Origin of the sequence: Synechococcus sp. PCC 7502 (genome assembly GCF_000317085.1) — a bacterium.
Classification (GTDB): domain Bacteria; phylum Cyanobacteriota; class Cyanobacteriia; order Pseudanabaenales; family Pseudanabaenaceae; genus PCC-7502.
In genome coordinates, this window is the sequence record NC_019702.1 from 3,292,525 (window position 1) to 3,306,556 (window position 14,032).

At 40.9% G+C, this 14,032-nt stretch carries 16 protein-coding genes; 8 read left to right on the plus strand and 8 right to left on the minus strand.

All coding sequences use genetic code 11. From position 1 onward, the window contains the following. Positions 1-5: 5 nt before the first annotated feature. Positions 6-791, minus strand: a complete 786-nt coding sequence (locus tag SYN7502_RS16475) for an SGNH/GDSL hydrolase family protein (protein WP_015169859.1) — start codon at positions 789-791, stop codon at positions 6-8. 116 nt (positions 792-907) lie between these two features. Between SYN7502_RS16475 and SYN7502_RS16480 the strand changes: the two genes are divergently transcribed. Then, positions 908-2,116 (plus strand): acetate/propionate family kinase, encoded by a 1,209-nt coding sequence (locus SYN7502_RS16480; protein ID WP_015169860.1) that lies wholly within the window; start codon positions 908-910, stop codon positions 2,114-2,116. 96 nt (positions 2,117-2,212) lie between these two features. After that, positions 2,213-2,830 carry a cofactor assembly of complex C subunit B gene (locus SYN7502_RS16485; protein WP_015169861.1) on the plus strand — a complete coding sequence of 206 codons (618 nt, stop codon included), beginning with the start codon at positions 2,213-2,215 and terminating at the stop codon, positions 2,828-2,830. 53 nt (positions 2,831-2,883) lie between these two features. Here SYN7502_RS16485 and SYN7502_RS16490 read toward each other — a convergent pair whose 3' ends face one another. Together SYN7502_RS16490 and SYN7502_RS16495 are read right to left on the minus strand one after the other, a co-directional pair. Then, complete coding sequence (locus SYN7502_RS16490; RefSeq protein ID WP_015169862.1) at positions 2,884-3,390, minus strand: DUF2127 domain-containing protein; 507 nt, start codon at positions 3,388-3,390, stop codon at positions 2,884-2,886. 12 nt (positions 3,391-3,402) lie between these two features. Further along, positions 3,403-4,455 carry a cupin-like domain-containing protein gene (locus SYN7502_RS16495; RefSeq protein ID WP_246828941.1) on the minus strand — a complete coding sequence of 351 codons (1,053 nt, stop codon included), beginning with the start codon at positions 4,453-4,455 and terminating at the stop codon, positions 3,403-3,405. A 200-nt stretch (positions 4,456-4,655) separates the two neighbouring features. Here SYN7502_RS16495 and SYN7502_RS20760 point away from each other — a divergent pair, with 200 nt between their 5' ends. Next, the gene (locus SYN7502_RS20760; protein ID WP_210391306.1) at positions 4,656-4,799 is read left to right on the plus strand and encodes a hypothetical protein; all 144 of its coding nucleotides are present in this window, start codon (positions 4,656-4,658) and stop codon (positions 4,797-4,799) included. 128 nt (positions 4,800-4,927) lie between these two features. Continuing rightward, positions 4,928-5,272 carry a YbaB/EbfC family nucleoid-associated protein gene (locus SYN7502_RS16500; RefSeq protein WP_015169865.1) on the plus strand — a complete coding sequence of 115 codons (345 nt, stop codon included), beginning with the start codon at positions 4,928-4,930 and terminating at the stop codon, positions 5,270-5,272. A 149-nt stretch (positions 5,273-5,421) separates the two neighbouring features. Here the strand turns inward: SYN7502_RS16500 and SYN7502_RS18495 are convergent, their stop codons facing one another. Next, a complete protein-coding gene (locus SYN7502_RS18495) occupies positions 5,422-5,610 on the minus strand; it encodes a hypothetical protein (protein ID WP_051023652.1) in 189 nt (62 codons plus the stop codon). Positions 5,611-5,820: 210 nt separating this feature from the next. Here SYN7502_RS18495 and SYN7502_RS16510 point away from each other — a divergent pair, with 210 nt between their 5' ends. Continuing rightward, positions 5,821-6,129, plus strand: a complete 309-nt coding sequence (locus tag SYN7502_RS16510) for a hypothetical protein (protein ID WP_015169866.1) — start codon at positions 5,821-5,823, stop codon at positions 6,127-6,129. A 70-nt stretch (positions 6,130-6,199) separates the two neighbouring features. Next, positions 6,200-7,297 (plus strand): phosphotransacetylase family protein, encoded by a 1,098-nt coding sequence (locus SYN7502_RS16515; RefSeq protein ID WP_015169867.1) that lies wholly within the window; start codon positions 6,200-6,202, stop codon positions 7,295-7,297. A gap of 4 nt (positions 7,298-7,301) precedes the next feature. On the opposite strand, the gene SYN7502_RS16520 is transcribed toward SYN7502_RS16515, so the two are convergent. The 3 genes from SYN7502_RS16520 to SYN7502_RS16530 form a co-directional block, all read right to left on the minus strand. Next, positions 7,302-8,408 carry an ABC transporter ATP-binding protein gene (locus SYN7502_RS16520; RefSeq protein ID WP_015169868.1) on the minus strand — a complete coding sequence of 369 codons (1,107 nt, stop codon included), beginning with the start codon at positions 8,406-8,408 and terminating at the stop codon, positions 7,302-7,304. A gap of 93 nt (positions 8,409-8,501) precedes the next feature. Continuing rightward, a complete protein-coding gene (locus SYN7502_RS16525; RefSeq protein WP_015169869.1) occupies positions 8,502-9,461 on the minus strand; it encodes a M48 family metallopeptidase in 960 nt (319 codons plus the stop codon). A 174-nt stretch (positions 9,462-9,635) separates the two neighbouring features. Continuing rightward, a complete protein-coding gene (locus tag SYN7502_RS16530; RefSeq protein WP_015169870.1) occupies positions 9,636-10,229 on the minus strand; it encodes a DUF1877 family protein in 594 nt (197 codons plus the stop codon). Positions 10,230-10,421: 192 nt separating this feature from the next. On the opposite strand from SYN7502_RS16530, the gene nrdR reads away from it, so the two are divergent. Together nrdR and SYN7502_RS16540 are read left to right on the plus strand one after the other, a co-directional pair. Beyond that, positions 10,422-10,916, plus strand: a complete 495-nt coding sequence (nrdR, locus tag SYN7502_RS16535; protein ID WP_015169871.1) for a transcriptional regulator NrdR — start codon at positions 10,422-10,424, stop codon at positions 10,914-10,916. Between the two features lie 63 nt (positions 10,917-10,979). After that, positions 10,980-12,479, plus strand: a complete 1,500-nt coding sequence (locus SYN7502_RS16540; protein ID WP_015169872.1) for a bifunctional aminoglycoside phosphotransferase/ATP-binding protein — start codon at positions 10,980-10,982, stop codon at positions 12,477-12,479. Positions 12,480-12,524: 45 nt separating this feature from the next. Here the strand turns inward: SYN7502_RS16540 and SYN7502_RS16545 are convergent, their stop codons facing one another. After that, positions 12,525-13,898: a glycosyltransferase family 2 protein gene (locus SYN7502_RS16545; protein WP_041430282.1), complete on the minus strand. Its 1,374-nt coding sequence runs from the start codon at positions 13,896-13,898 to the stop codon at positions 12,525-12,527. Positions 13,899-14,032: the final 134 nt, after the last annotated feature.

Genomic DNA, 14,032 nt, shown 5'->3' on the forward strand with positions numbered 1-14,032 from the left:
CTAGACTAATTTAAGGTTTGGGCAATTACCCTTGTCCATACAGCATAGCCCGCCGAAGAAGGATGAAAATGATCTTGGGAAAAATTCAATTTAGGAAATCTGCGGAAATCTGGTTCGGTACCACGATAAATGTCCACAACTCTGATACTTGGTTCCGTGGCAGCGATCGCCTCAATAATTTGATTAAACTTCCCCGCTTGATAATGGGCAGCAGAGCGATAGGGCTCCCAGAGTAATGGACTAGTGGAAAAAGCTGGAATATTGAGCAAAACAATTTTGGCGTTGGTTCGTGTAAGTTGCTGCAAAATCATCGTGTAATTACGCTGAAACTCCTCGGCACCGGTTAAACCAGTCACATCATTGGCACCAATGGACAGCATGATTAGATTTGGCTCCAAGGCGATCGCTGCTTGCACTTGTTTAGACAATACATCCTTAGTTTTGGCACCACTCACAGCCAAGTTATAGATTTTGATCGCAGGATATTTTTTAAGTAAAACCAATTGAGCATACTGAGAGCTATAGTTATCAGCCTGTACCTTTGCTCCTTGTCCCACACTGGTACTATCACCCAGAACCACATAGCGAAAAGGTGGTGTTTGGGGTTCTGAATTTGCATCGGCTTGACGACTATAAAAAAACTCAGCCCCCGGAGTAAATGCTACTGTGGGATGTTCCTTAAAAGCATAGTTGAGCATACTGTAATAGGCGATCGCTAGATAAGCAATTCCTAGAACTATTACAATTAAGATAGGATTCAGCACTTTGAAGATTTTTTGGCTAGTTTTCATTCAAAATCTATCAGCTTTTTAGCTTTTCCCTTCAGTTAGTTTTTAGTTAGTTTGGCATTTTATTATTTTAGCTAGTTTGATAGCTCCTCCTGTGGCGGTTCACTCAGAAGTTATATATGAAAATTTTGATTCTAAATTCTGGCTCTAGCAGTCAAAAGAGTTGTCTCTACGAGATTACCGAAATGTTGCCCCATCCGATTACACCTGTGTGGGAGGCACAAATTGACTGGACGCATCAGCAAGGTAAGGCAGAACTTAAGGTTAAAACTAAAGGCGGTGAGACACAACAGCAATCATGGGTTTCCACATCTCGTTTGAATGATACGATCGCCATGCTGGAGACTCTGTGGCAGGGGGTACATCAAGTAATTGATAGTCCTAGGGACATTAGTGTGGTTGGGCATCGGGTTGTACATGGTGGGCAAGATTATCAAAATAGTGTGGTGATTACATCTGAGGTTAAAGCTGCGATCGCCCGCCTTGCCAGTTTTGCCCCAATCCACAATCCGATTAACCTAGAAGGGATTACCGCCATTGAGCAAATTTTCGGAGATGTATCCCAAGTAGCAGTGTTTGATACAGCCTTTCATAGTCATTTGCCGCCTCCTGCCTATATTTATTCAGGTGATTATAATTGGACAAAGCAAGGTATTCGTCGCTATGGATTTCATGGCATTAGTCATGAGTATTGTGTAAATCGGGCTGCCCAAATTCTCGATCGCAATCTTAAAGACTTACGTTTGATTAACTGTCACTTGGGGAATGGCTGTTCTCTGGCAGCGGTCAAAGTGGGTAAAAGTTTTGATACGACTATGGGCTTTACTCCCCTAGAAGGTTTAATGATGGGGACTCGTTCTGGCTCCATTGATCCGGGCATTTTAATCTACTTACTACGCGCTGGCAATTACAACTTAGACCAGCTAGAACAGCTACTAAATAAAGGTTCAGGCTTACTCGGTATTTCTGGTATTTCTGGGGATATGCGCCAAATTATCGAAGCGATCGCCCAAGGGAATGAACGGGCTAAATTAGCTATGGATATTTACATTCATCGGTTGAGATCAGCGATCGGAGCCATGCTTGCTAGTCTGGAGGGACTGGATGTCTTAATTTTTACGGCGGGGGTAGGGGAAAATTCGCCATTAATTCGAGAAGCCACCTGTAAGGCATTTGCTTTTTTGGGCTTAGAAATCGACTTAGAAAAAAACCTGCGATCGCCTGTGGATCAGGATATATCTACTCCAGAATCTACGGTGCGAGTTCTTGTAATTCATACCCAAGAGGATTGGGAAATTGCCCGTGAGTGCTGGAATTTGCTGGCATAGTTCCTATAGTGTTTGGCAGGATTCTGTTTATTTTTGCTAGGCTGAATCTTAAATTTATCTTTTTTATCTTTCAAATTATTTATCTTTTAGATCAGAATGTTGCGATTTCTACCAATGGCAGTGGGGATTTTAGGAGGTTTGGGATTAATCTTCAATCGGTTTTTAACTCCATCCTTGACTGCATCTCAATCTCGTTCCGATGCCTTAGCCATCATTGAAAGTGCCATACTAATTTTAGTAACGCTACTATGGCAACAGGTACAGCCTAAAATTCCTGAAGCTGTAGTTTTAGAAGGAGAAGAAGGACTAGAATTTGATAGTGATTTAACGCCATCTGTCAAAGCCGAACTAGCTTGGGCTTCCCATACCCTCCTAACCAATACCACGACCAAAGTGATGATAGTTTGGTACAAAGATAAAGTTCTATTAAAACGAGGGATATATCACCGTAATAAAGAAGTGAAATTAGGAGCGATCGCTCAACGGGTACTAAAAACCCAAAAACCTGTATATCTGGTGAAACTAGCTCTTTATCCGGGCAGAATTGAATTTGATTACCTGCCTGAAAATACCCAAGGCTTGATTATTCAACCCCTAGGCGATCAAGGGCTGATTATTTTAGGTGCCAATGCTCCCCGCAGTTATACAAAACAAGATGAAAATTGGATAGATGCGATCGCTAATAAAATTTTATTTACCCTAGGAGATAGTTAAAACAGTACAGTCAAACCAATCAAAAAACTTAGTGACGGATAAAGGTAATTTAATTAATCTTCAGCCAATTCATTAGGTTTCTCGGATTTGCCTTGACTCTGTTCTTGAGGCTGCTCTTTAGGAAATTCACGGATGAGATACCACAAAATTCCTAAATTCAGGATAAAAACCACTAACTTTAAGATCGATACCCCATGCCATAATTCAAATATTTCGGGAGGGATACTAATGCCCACCACCCCAACCACTAGCCACCTTGCCCAAGCTTTTTCATACCACAGCCCGACCGCTTCAATGGCTGTGACTCCACTGTAAACTGCTAAGGCGATCGCACTAAATTTTAAGTTTCTAGGTTCAAAATTCAAGATTTTTTCCAACACCCAAGCAATAATTCCCCGCTTGCCCGATAAAGCCAAGGAATCAGCCAAATTTTCTAAACCCTCATAATTTTTAGCTGCAAGGAATATTCCCAAAGATGCAGTGGCAAATAAGGTGGCGGTAAAGGATTTGTAAGAAACGATCGCAATTAAAGCTTTAGGACGTTTACCAAGTTTGGACATAAGCAATATATTCTAGCGACGGATTTGGGGATAGTTCCAAGTATATTCGTTGGGAAAGAGAAAGTTCGTAAAGGATAAAGAGATACTAACATCTAAGGAACGCACATGATGCCACCAGCCTGCGGGGATAAAAATTGCTTCACCCGGCTCCAGGGTTACTTCAGTCATACAAACATTCTTAAATAGCGGATACTTAGCATAGTCAGGTTGTTCACAATCCACTTCACTAAAAACTCCTTCATAGTTATATAGATAAGGTGTGTTGAACGGTGGGATAATCTTCCAGGTCTTACGCCCATAAATCTGCACAAATAAAAGATTACAGGCATCATGGTGCAGTGGCGTAACCGTGCCAGCAGGACCGAGCCAAAAGAAAGCAGCATTTTCAGCCTTAGTACGATCCAAGTACTCTGGAAACATCTCAATGTCATTTAGTAGCGATCGCAACTCGGTTTTAGACAAGTTTCCATTATTAGCCACCATGTAGTAATCATTGGTATTTGCCGCCAACATATCCACAAACTCCCCTAAGGTTATGCTGTGGCGATGAGCATCTACATCAATTTCATAACGACGATTTGCCAAACGGTTAGCTTGAATTTCCACGGCGATATGTCCATACTGCGATCGCAAAAACTCAGGTGTCCATAGGTTTAGTGCCTGCCAATTTTTAGTTGCCTCCGTCAGAATTACAGGGCGATGGCACACATAGTAATTCTCAAAAAATTCCGCCTGTGAAAGTTGAGGATGTCGATCAATAGTCAGGGCAGACTGGGGAGACAAAGCGGCTAAGGCAGTTTGTACTTGACAATGGGATTCCAGTTTACGCAAAAGTTGTGCTAGGTTTTGACCTGCTTGAAAGTAGGGGCTTGCCGCAATTGTTGCCAGTTCAGCCTTTACAGCTTGGGCATTAAACCCAAATCGGCTCATCTCCGCCACTAAATGTTCATCACTAGACCCCAGTAATTTATTTTCTGCCAGCCATATCCGCCAGTTATCGGTAATGGGTTTACTAACGACCTGAAATGGAGTGAACTGTGATGGGTTAAAGGGGTAATTTGCCATGTTCATGGGCTTTTAACTATTTGCAGAGATACCCATAGCATAATTTAAACTAGCCAAAAAACTACAGCCCCAATAGACAATACCCGATCAGACGGATTTCAGAGTTAGGGATGGTATTAAAGCCAATTCAGGATGAAGTACAGGCAATTAAAATTTTACATACACAGATTGCTCAGGTACAGCAGTAAAGCTTTGGGCAGATGAAGAAGCTGTGGCTTACGAGAATCATGGCGCAATTAGGCAATCTGCGTGGCAAAAAAGTGGGTTTAGATACGGTGATCTTTATCTATGCACTGGAGGGACATCATGCACTTGGAGATCGCCCTAAATACCTATTTGAGTAAATTGCAGCAGGAGAAATTAACAGTTTTACTTGAGAGCCTAGTGCTTTTCATGGGGAAGATCAATTCAAGTAAATCTATAGTAAATCAAGGTAATATTAATTTGGTAATAATTAATAAAAATACTAACTATGTCAGGACAAGGATTTGGATTTGGGCTAGGCAAACTAAAAGAAATCCAGCAAGCCGTTCAAAAAGCAAAGGAAATTGAGCAAGGTGCAAAGGCACTACAGGAAGAACTAGAGGTAATGCGGATTACTGGGCAATCTAGCAATGGGTTGGTTAAAGTAACTATTAGCGGCAACCAAGAACCCCATGATGTAGAAATTGATCCTGCTGCCCTTGCAGGTGGGGCTGAAATTTTATCTGACCTAGTTTTAGCTGCCTTGCAAGAAGCATATACTCTTTCCTCTACAACCATGAAAGATCGGATGGAAAAACTGACAGGTGGATTGGGTTTGCCCGGTGGATTATAAATAAACCTAAACTTAGTTCGGGACTAAACCATCTATTTCCAGTATCTTAGGGTATGAACATCTGATTTATGGTGATGCTTCAGTACTTTTGGATACCTTTTGATATTTTTTGATCTCGAACTAAATTCCCATTTTTTAACCCCCGAATTTTAACCAAAGTCTAGCTCTGGCTTAAGAATCCCTAATGCTTCTAATTGCATTACCTGATCTCTCACCCACATTAATTCTTGAGTTTGTTCTGGAAAGTGAATTGAGATGTGAACCTTATCAGGATGGGCAGTAACTAATCGGTCTAAAGTATCACCGACTAAATGTAATCCGTTAGTTGTAAGCGACAAAATAATACTCCTTGTAAGCTCTCCAAAACCTCAAATAAACCTGCATACTCTAAAGGCTCGCCACCACCAAAAGAAACTGCCTTAGTTCCAGATTCAGCACAATCTAAAATAAAGCTAACGAGCTTATTTGGTTACCAATGCGTACTATCAGTAGAACGACTTTCGTTATAGCAAAAATGGAATTGTTTAATACAAAGGTTAGTTAGTTCAATGCTTAGCCTAGTCCATTTTGTCAGTTCAAGTGGTTTATTAATCTGGTCATTTGGATTAAGTATGGCAAGATTTGACACAGGTATCCCCGCCATAAAAACAGAGCAATTTGCTGATATTGGCTTGAATATTCTAAATTTTCCGTTGGTATCCTTAACCTTATTACCAGAATTTCCACGCATCTTAGTCAATGGAGTTACAGGCTGGCTGGTATTTATCGCTAACAGTCTATTGTGGGGCATAGGAATTTATACTTTAGTTAACGTTCTGATTAAAAAATTTGAAACTAAAGGTATCGATCGCCAATAATTGAATTTTCTTGCATTCAAAGAGTTATCAGCTAAAATATCGACTATAAATTAACAGCTAAAAAGATAAAGTGTCCAAATATTTGCTAGTCGGCTCAACTAGAGCTTCCAGTGGAAAATCAGCAACAGTTTTAGGGCTAGGAATCCATCTGCAAGCGAGGGGAATGAAGGTAGGATATGCAAAACCCTTAGGCACATTTACCTCTCGTACAGTTCCTGAGTCATCTATCAGTCTTGATGCTGATGTTGAGTTTATTACCCAAACCCTAGGTTTAGATCATGGTTTGGTGCGACCAACCCTACTAAATTTGGACAAAGCTTCAATTCAACAACGGTTATTAGAGCAGAACACCACCGATTACACGCAAAAATTAGCTGAATATTTAGAAAATACCAATGGCGAATTAGTTTTAGTTGAGGCTCCGGGCAATCCCGAAGAAGGTGCCATGTTTGGTTTATCTTTACCGCAAATTGCTGAGTGTTTAGATGCACCAATTCTACTAGTATCAAGATTTGAAGATTTACTAGTTGCCGATCGCCTGTTAGTAGCAAAATCCCGACTGGGCGATCGCTTACTAGGAGTTGTAATTAATGATATTCCTGAAGTTCAACTAGAAACTGCCCTAGAAATTTTATTACCCTATTTAGAGTCTTTGGGTATTCCTGTGCTGGCAATGATGCCCGAAAACTTAATTCTTAGAAGTGTAAGTGTCGATGAATTAGTTGCCCAACTCGATGCCACAATTTTGTACCAGCCCGATGTTAGTTTATCGGAAATTATGGTAGAAGACCTAAAAATTGGCGCAATGGATGTTAACTCTGCCCAAATATATTTCAGTAAATCTTTCCATAAGGCTGTGGTCACTGGAGCCAACCGCCTAGATATTCAATTAGCCGCCTTGGGAACTTCCACCAATTGCTTGATTTTAACTGGTAACTACCTAAGTGTTCATCCCGATGTTTTACAAAGAGCTAAGGAAATTGAAGTGCCGATTTTAGCGGTAACCAAAGACACCCTAACTACGGTGGCAATTATTGAGAAATCCTTAGGACAGGTACGCTTACATGAGGGGGTAAAAGTTAACTGTATCCAAGAAATGATGGCGAAACATTTTAATTTCGATCGCTTGCTGCAATTGTTACAAATTTCTAATCACATTTCTCCCTAAATTCCTACCTAAGCTCTGGTAAGCGCATTTCCGATTCCCCGTCAAATACATGAAACTTCTGCAAATCCAACTGCCAGTGGGTCAGTTCACCAATGCTAAATGCTAAGTCTGGGCTAGTTTTGGCATTGATTAATAAACCCTGAATATCAACAATGACATTGGTCTCAGACCCCAAGGACTCAATTAACTTTACCCGACCTGAAAGATGGGCAGAGGCAGAACTAGCAGGTTGAATATGCTCGGGACGAAAGCCTAGAATTAGGTGCTGCTCCGATGGAATTTGATGGGATGTGCGCCAAGGCAAGGAGGTATTTAGGTACTGTCCCTTTAAAGAATTATCCTCAGCGACAACGGGGAGAAAATTCATAGATGGCGAACCGATAAAACCTGCCACAAATATATTATTGGGATGGCGATAGATATTAATGGGCGTATCCACCTGTTGAATTTTTCCAGATTTCAATACCACAATGCGACTACCCATAGTCATGGCTTCGGTCTGATCGTGGGTGACGTAGATCGTAGTGGTTTGCAACTCATTTTGCAGTTGAACCAATTGGCTACGGGTTTCGCTGCGGAGTTGGGCATCTAAATTTGATAACGGCTCATCCATTAAAAATACTTGGGGATTACGGGCGATCGCTCGACCTAGAGCTACGCGTTGCTTTTGTCCTCCCGAAAGTTCTGCGGGTTTACGGTGTAATAGATTTTGAATTTGTAAAGATTTCGCCACCTGTTCTACGCGATCGAAAATTGCCTGATTATATGCTCGATTAAATCTTTGCTTCAAGAAATTACTATCCTGCCGCCGCAACCCAAAGGCAATATTGTTAAAAACGCTCATGTGGGGATAGAGGGCATAGCTTTGAAATACCATTGCCATATCACGGGATTTGGGAGGCAGTTGATCAATTTGGCGATCGCCTAGGTAAATTGCCCCTGCCGAAAGGGCTTCTAAGCCTGCAATTAAGCGTAGTAAAGTGCTTTTCCCACAACCCGAAGGACCAACTAAAACCATAAATTCGCGATCGGCTATGGTTAAATCAATATCTCGTAAAACCTGAGTTGAGCCAAAGGTTTTGGATACACCCGATAAGCGCACAGAAGCCATGCCGTGTTTAAGATATAAGATTAATACAAAAATAATGAAGCGGATTTCAATGTATCATTTTTGCCAGACTTTGTGACGATATATCAAATGCAGTTACTTGCTTTGAATATTATTAATTTGGGTTTGCAGTTCTTCAATTTGGCGGCGCAGTCGATCGGCTTCACTCTCTGGCGGATCGACATCTACAGCACCTGAAGCATTTGAGTATTTATAATTTCCCAGCTTAATTTGGCGGTACTCTTCCGATTTAGCCCATTCTTGTAAGTAATGGATGCGATCGACAGGAAAAGGATGGCTCATCATTGCTCCCGAGTTAATTCCACCGTTGTAAAGTAAAAACTTGTAAGCTTGGTTGAGATTTTCCCGATCCAATTCTTGATAGGACTGGGATTGACGAATAAACTCTGGCAGACTTAATTCATGCATATATGCCTTACTGCCGCCAGACACCTTCATCATGCAGGTCATAACTAGATCGAGGTCATCAGTAGCTAATAGGGCAGCCCGATCGCAGGACAGTTCAGCCTTACGTCGCCATTCATAAAAAGCATAGATCAACCCACTACTGACAACACTACCCAAACCAAAGGTCATTTCACTAATGGCAGAAGCGACACTCATTGCCCACATTGCCATCTGACTGAGTATAGTATGCCCACACTTAATATGTCCCAACTCATGGGCGATCGCTACCCGTAATTCATCCTCAGTTAAAAGGTCTAGGAGTCCCGAATTAATGACAATATAAGGGTGTTCCTGCCCCATCGAGTAAGCATTGGCATTGGGATTTTGGGATACAAATAAAATTGGCTCAGGGGAGACATCAAGGTCTGAGGTGCTTTCACGAAATATGCTGTAAATCGTGGAATATTGTCTAGCTCCAACTTGAATACTGTTGCCTGTGTGATAAATGAGTTGAGGGCGTTCGTAGAGAAATTCAATAAACTTGGTTGCAACTAAATCAAAGCCGGGGACACTGCGTAGGGACTGTTCAGCTTGGCGATCGAGGGGATGCCTAAATGCTTCACTAGAAATTCCTGTATATCTGGGCATAGAGTTACGGCAGCATAGACTAAAGAGTATAGTTTTATTTTAACCGCTATTGCCATGCAAATAAAAAAGAGCCAGTAGCTTTCCGTGTTTCGCTTTGGCTCTTCTCTATTGTTTCCTCACACATTCATAATATAACCTATATTTCTTAAGATTACAATTAATTTTATAAAATTCTTAGGTTAGGTAAAGTAACATAGCACTACCTCGGCTTGCGGCATTTTGGTAGTAGTCCAACATTTCTCCAAAATATTCAATTAAAAACTCTTGAATATCTTTAGCTAGGTCAAATGGTAGATCTTCGTTCTCAGATGCTCGGTTCAATCTTGTTTCAAAGCCTTCCTGTCCAAGAGTAAATAATCCCTCGGACATCTCTTTGACCTGCTCGGCAGAAATATATCTTGCTTTGCCGTACCCCATTTCATCACCAATTTCAATGCCAGCCCCAAAAGCATTAACCAATGGCAAACCATCCCATTTTGATTTTGCAATTACGGTAAATGGGATAAAGTCCTTATTCTCTGATAATTCCATCAACTCATGATTTGCTTTAAGCTCAGGAAATGTTGTTGCCTCATAGGAAATATAGTCAGGGTTATAACCAGCAAGTAAGTATGTTAAGTCAGAAAAATACTGATCTAAATCTAATCTTTCTGCTTCTACATCTAATGGGCTATCTCCCGCAATAAATTCCTCGACTAATGAGGGATCTTCTAACAGAGCATCTAAGGTTGGGGTAGATATTTCTTGAAGCACACCAATTATTGACATAAGCTACCTAATCAAAAATGTGAGGGTTGCAAAATTTTATGGACTTAGTTTATCTGAATGAGATTAAATTCTTATTATGAGACTTACCGTTGATTAAATATTACTGATTTTGCTAAGTCTCATAAACGGTCTAGGGATTCTGGTAAGATCAGAGCTTACTAAATAGCTCACATACAAGTGCTTTGAGACTTCATGCTTTGTCCCTTTTGCACACATACCGATAGTCGGGTGCTGGAATCTCGCTCCGCCGAGGAAGGTAAAAGTATTCGGCGTAGGCGGGAATGCTTAAAATGTCAGCGCAGATTTACAACTTACGAGCGCATCGAATTTGTGCCAATTGTCGTAGTTAAGCGTGATGGTACCCAAGAATCCTTTGACCGTTCTAAGCTTTTAAGGGGAATTATTAGAGCCTGTGAAAAAACTGGGGTATCTCAGGAAATTTTAGAAAATATGATTGATGAGATCGAGGCACAAATTCAATTAAAAAGCGATCGCAGTGTTTCTAGTGTGGAAATTGGTGAGGCTGTACTTGAGCAGTTACAATCTGTGAATGAAGTTGCGTATGTCAGGTTTGCATCGGTATATCGCCAGTTTAAGGGTGTAAAAGATTTTGCTGAGACCTTAAGTCAGTTAGATCAAAAATCCTTGGCTCAAATGTCCCTAAGGGAAAAAAATTATGCAAGTTAATCCTGAGCTATAAAGTCTTTTTCTATCTTTAATCAAGTAATCAGTAATCATCCAGAACACTTCATGACTTTACCACCGCTAATTACCCAGATGCTCTCATCGGATTTTTATCCGCATCCAGTGACAGAGCCGATCGCCCTTATTCAAACTCATATTTCCTTTGTATTGTTAACAGGTAAGTATGCCTATAAGGTCAAAAAGCCGATGAATTTTGGGTTTCTGGATTTTTCTACCCTTGAGAAGCGCCATTTTTTTTGCCAAGAAGAACTCAGGCTAAATCGTCGTTTGGCACCTAATTTATACTTACAGGTTTTAGCAATTACCACGGATCAGGATCGGTTTAAGTTTGCAGAAAACCCTGATAATGCCGTGGAATATGCCATTCAAATGGTGCAATTTCCCCAAGAAAATCTTTTAATTAATCTCTTTGAAGAGGGTAAATTAACCCTAGACCATGTTAGGGACATTGGTAAACAGTTGGCTGAGTTCCATGCTTCGGCAGAGACCAATGATCATATTGCTAGCTTTGGGACGGCGGCGGGCTTAAAGGCGGTGGCGGATGATAACTATGCTTGTACAGATAAATATCTGGGCTTAGCTCAAACCCAAACTCAACTGGATCAAACCCGTGCTTATACGGATCAATGTTTTATTGATAATGCGGATTTATTTAGCGATCGCATTGCTCAGGGCAAAATTCGGGAATGTCACGGCGACTTACACTTAAAAAATATTTGCTTATTTGATCAAAAAGTTCAAATCTTTGACTGCATTGAGTTTAATGAGCCATTTCGGAATACTGATGTTCTCTACGATGCCTCGTTTTTATTAATGGATTTGCAGTATCGAGGACGAAAGGATTTAGCTAATGCTTTCTTAAATACCTATCTAGAACTTACCAATGACTACAAAGGTGCTGTATTACTGCCATTATTTTGTAGTATGCGGGCATATATTCGGGCTAAGGTCACTTCTTTTTTATTAGATGATCCAAATATTCCCGAATCAGTTAAACTTCAAGCCCAACAGGAAGCCGCCGCCTATTACACCTTGGCGTATCAATATACCCTCCTCACTGTGGGTAAAATATTTATGATGTCGGGCTTATCTGGATCGGGTAAAACTACTGCAGCTAGAGCCTTAGCACAGAAAATTGAGGCTATTCATCTTATTCATCTACGCTCCGACGCCATCCGCAAGCATTTAGCAGGAATAGACCTGATGCAACGGGGAGATAGTGAACTTTATACCCCTGAAATGACCCAACGCACCTATGCTGAACTCTTGAATTTAGGAATTTTGTTAGCCAGTAAAGGGTTTCAAGTGATTTTAGATGCTAAGTACGATCGCCAAGGTTTACGTTCTGCCGTGATTGAGCAGGCAAAGGCACATAATATAAATCTGGAAATTATCTACTGTACTGCTGATGTCGAAACCTTAAACCAAAGACTGGGCGATCGCATCAAAGCTAATAGCGATATTGCCGATGCTACACCTGAAATATTGGCATCCCAAAGGTTTGAAGAGTTTACAGATGCGGAGAAAGAATATCTTGCCAATTAATTTAGATAACTCAACAAAACAGATAATTACTTCGCCAATATTTTCTTAATGCTCAGACTTAAACTCATTATCTAATTCATCTAAGCCCAAACTATTTCCCAGTCCTTGGTGCATGGTTTTTACCCATTTCAGTTGCTTAGGACGAATTGACATACGCAAAGTTACACTAACCATGACTGGAATCCAATGCAGCATATAAATGGTACCGCGCAGGGTTTGGATTAGAGTCGAAAATAGAGAAGAACGATAGGATTGCTTCACTCCCACTGCCATACCAATCGTGGATAAAATTGTCGTCATCGCTAAAATTGGCGTAAGTAATGGTCTTTTATGCAAGACGATCGCCCCCAGAAGGTCGGGAATTATTGCCGTGGGTAAAATGTATTGAATCAGCAGAAATATAGCTAGATCAAAGGTTTTACTCAGCCCCATTTGATTTTGTATAATTGGCTGCCAATAGTCTAAATATCTTTGATATCCCCCCTCTGCCCAGCGATTGCGTTGATGCCACAGTTGTTTAAGGGTTAATACTCCTTCTTCGTTAACAGCAGGATGGGTTAGACAACCTATATCCCAGTGATCAAGATGAAGACGGATGGTGAGGTCTAAGTCATCGGTAATAGTCTGCTCGTTCCAACCCCCACAGCTAATTAACGCCGATCGCCTGACAAACTGTCCGTTACCCCTAAGCTCGCCAATGCCTTTAATATTGTTCCTGCGTCTTTGAAAAAATATATCGAGAGCCATTTCTGCTGCCTGTCCCCTTGTCCAAAAGTTATCCCCAGCGTTGGCGATCGCTTTCCGTAGTTGGACTGCCCCAATTTTAGGCTTGTGAAATAAAGGTAATAAAGCTGTTAAGAGATTTTTTGGAACTTGGGCATCGGCATCAAATACACCAATGATTTCTCCTGTAGTTAAAGGTAGAACTTGATTTAATGCGCCCGATTTACCGCCTTGGGCATCGACTCCCCTGCGTAAGACTTTTAGTTGTTGATATTTTTGCTGTAATTTTTCTAGGATTAGAGGTGTGCGATCGTTACTATTATCATCAACTACCCACAGTTCCAAACGGTTAGACTCATAGTCAATTTGGCATAAACCCTCAACAAGTTTGCTAATTACTGCTTCTTCATTTTTGGCAGCAACGACAAGGGAAACTAAAGGTAATTCAGGAAGATTATTTTCATCATAGTTCTGATCGGTACTCGGATCGTAAGTGGAAGTTGAAGAACTTGTAAGCAGTAACCGTAGAGCATGGATGGTTAAAATTCCCAGTACGACCATAACTACTTCTAAACCCCAAGATGATAGATGCAGCAGAAAAACCGTACCGTAGATTAGCCCCAGAGCGATCGCTGCTTTTAACCTTCTCATTTCTCCTTTAGGGCTATGTCCTACCACCGTTTCATCCTGATCCATACCCATCGATTTTGCTGTCCTACGGTTTAGTGTATTTATACTTGTTAAGAATACCTGTTAAGAATATTGAGGAATATCATCCCATAATTAGAGTCACGATCAGAGGGGTGAATTTTGTATACCTCCCAAAACCA

What these genes read in the sequence shown, in the direction of transcription:
- SYN7502_RS16520 (WP_015169868.1), bottom strand. Translation starts at nt 8,408, where the DNA reads ATGGCTTCTGTGCGCTTATCGGGTGTATCCAAAACCTTTGGCTCAACT.
- SYN7502_RS16495 (WP_246828941.1), bottom strand. Translation starts at nt 4,455, where the DNA reads ATGGCAAATTACCCCTTTAACCCATCACAGTTCACTCCATTTCAGGTC.
- SYN7502_RS16500 (WP_015169865.1), top strand. Translation starts at nt 4,928, where the DNA reads ATGTCAGGACAAGGATTTGGATTTGGGCTAGGCAAACTAAAAGAAATC.
- SYN7502_RS16530 (WP_015169870.1), bottom strand. Translation starts at nt 10,229, where the DNA reads ATGTCAATAATTGGTGTGCTTCAAGAAATATCTACCCCAACCTTAGAT.
- SYN7502_RS16525 (WP_015169869.1), bottom strand. Translation starts at nt 9,461, where the DNA reads ATGCCCAGATATACAGGAATTTCTAGTGAAGCATTTAGGCATCCCCTC.
- SYN7502_RS16480 (WP_015169860.1), top strand. Translation starts at nt 908, where the DNA reads ATGAAAATTTTGATTCTAAATTCTGGCTCTAGCAGTCAAAAGAGTTGT.
- nrdR (WP_015169871.1), top strand. Translation starts at nt 10,422, where the DNA reads ATGCTTTGTCCCTTTTGCACACATACCGATAGTCGGGTGCTGGAATCT.
- SYN7502_RS20760 (WP_210391306.1), top strand. Translation starts at nt 4,656, where the DNA reads ATGAAGAAGCTGTGGCTTACGAGAATCATGGCGCAATTAGGCAATCTG.
- SYN7502_RS16490 (WP_015169862.1), bottom strand. Translation starts at nt 3,390, where the DNA reads ATGTCCAAACTTGGTAAACGTCCTAAAGCTTTAATTGCGATCGTTTCT.
- SYN7502_RS16540 (WP_015169872.1), top strand. Translation starts at nt 10,980, where the DNA reads ATGACTTTACCACCGCTAATTACCCAGATGCTCTCATCGGATTTTTAT.
- SYN7502_RS16510 (WP_015169866.1), top strand. Translation starts at nt 5,821, where the DNA reads ATGCTTAGCCTAGTCCATTTTGTCAGTTCAAGTGGTTTATTAATCTGG.
- SYN7502_RS16475 (WP_015169859.1), bottom strand. Translation starts at nt 791, where the DNA reads ATGAAAACTAGCCAAAAAATCTTCAAAGTGCTGAATCCTATCTTAATT.
- SYN7502_RS16485 (WP_015169861.1), top strand. Translation starts at nt 2,213, where the DNA reads ATGTTGCGATTTCTACCAATGGCAGTGGGGATTTTAGGAGGTTTGGGA.
- SYN7502_RS16545 (WP_041430282.1), bottom strand. Translation starts at nt 13,898, where the DNA reads ATGGATCAGGATGAAACGGTGGTAGGACATAGCCCTAAAGGAGAAATG.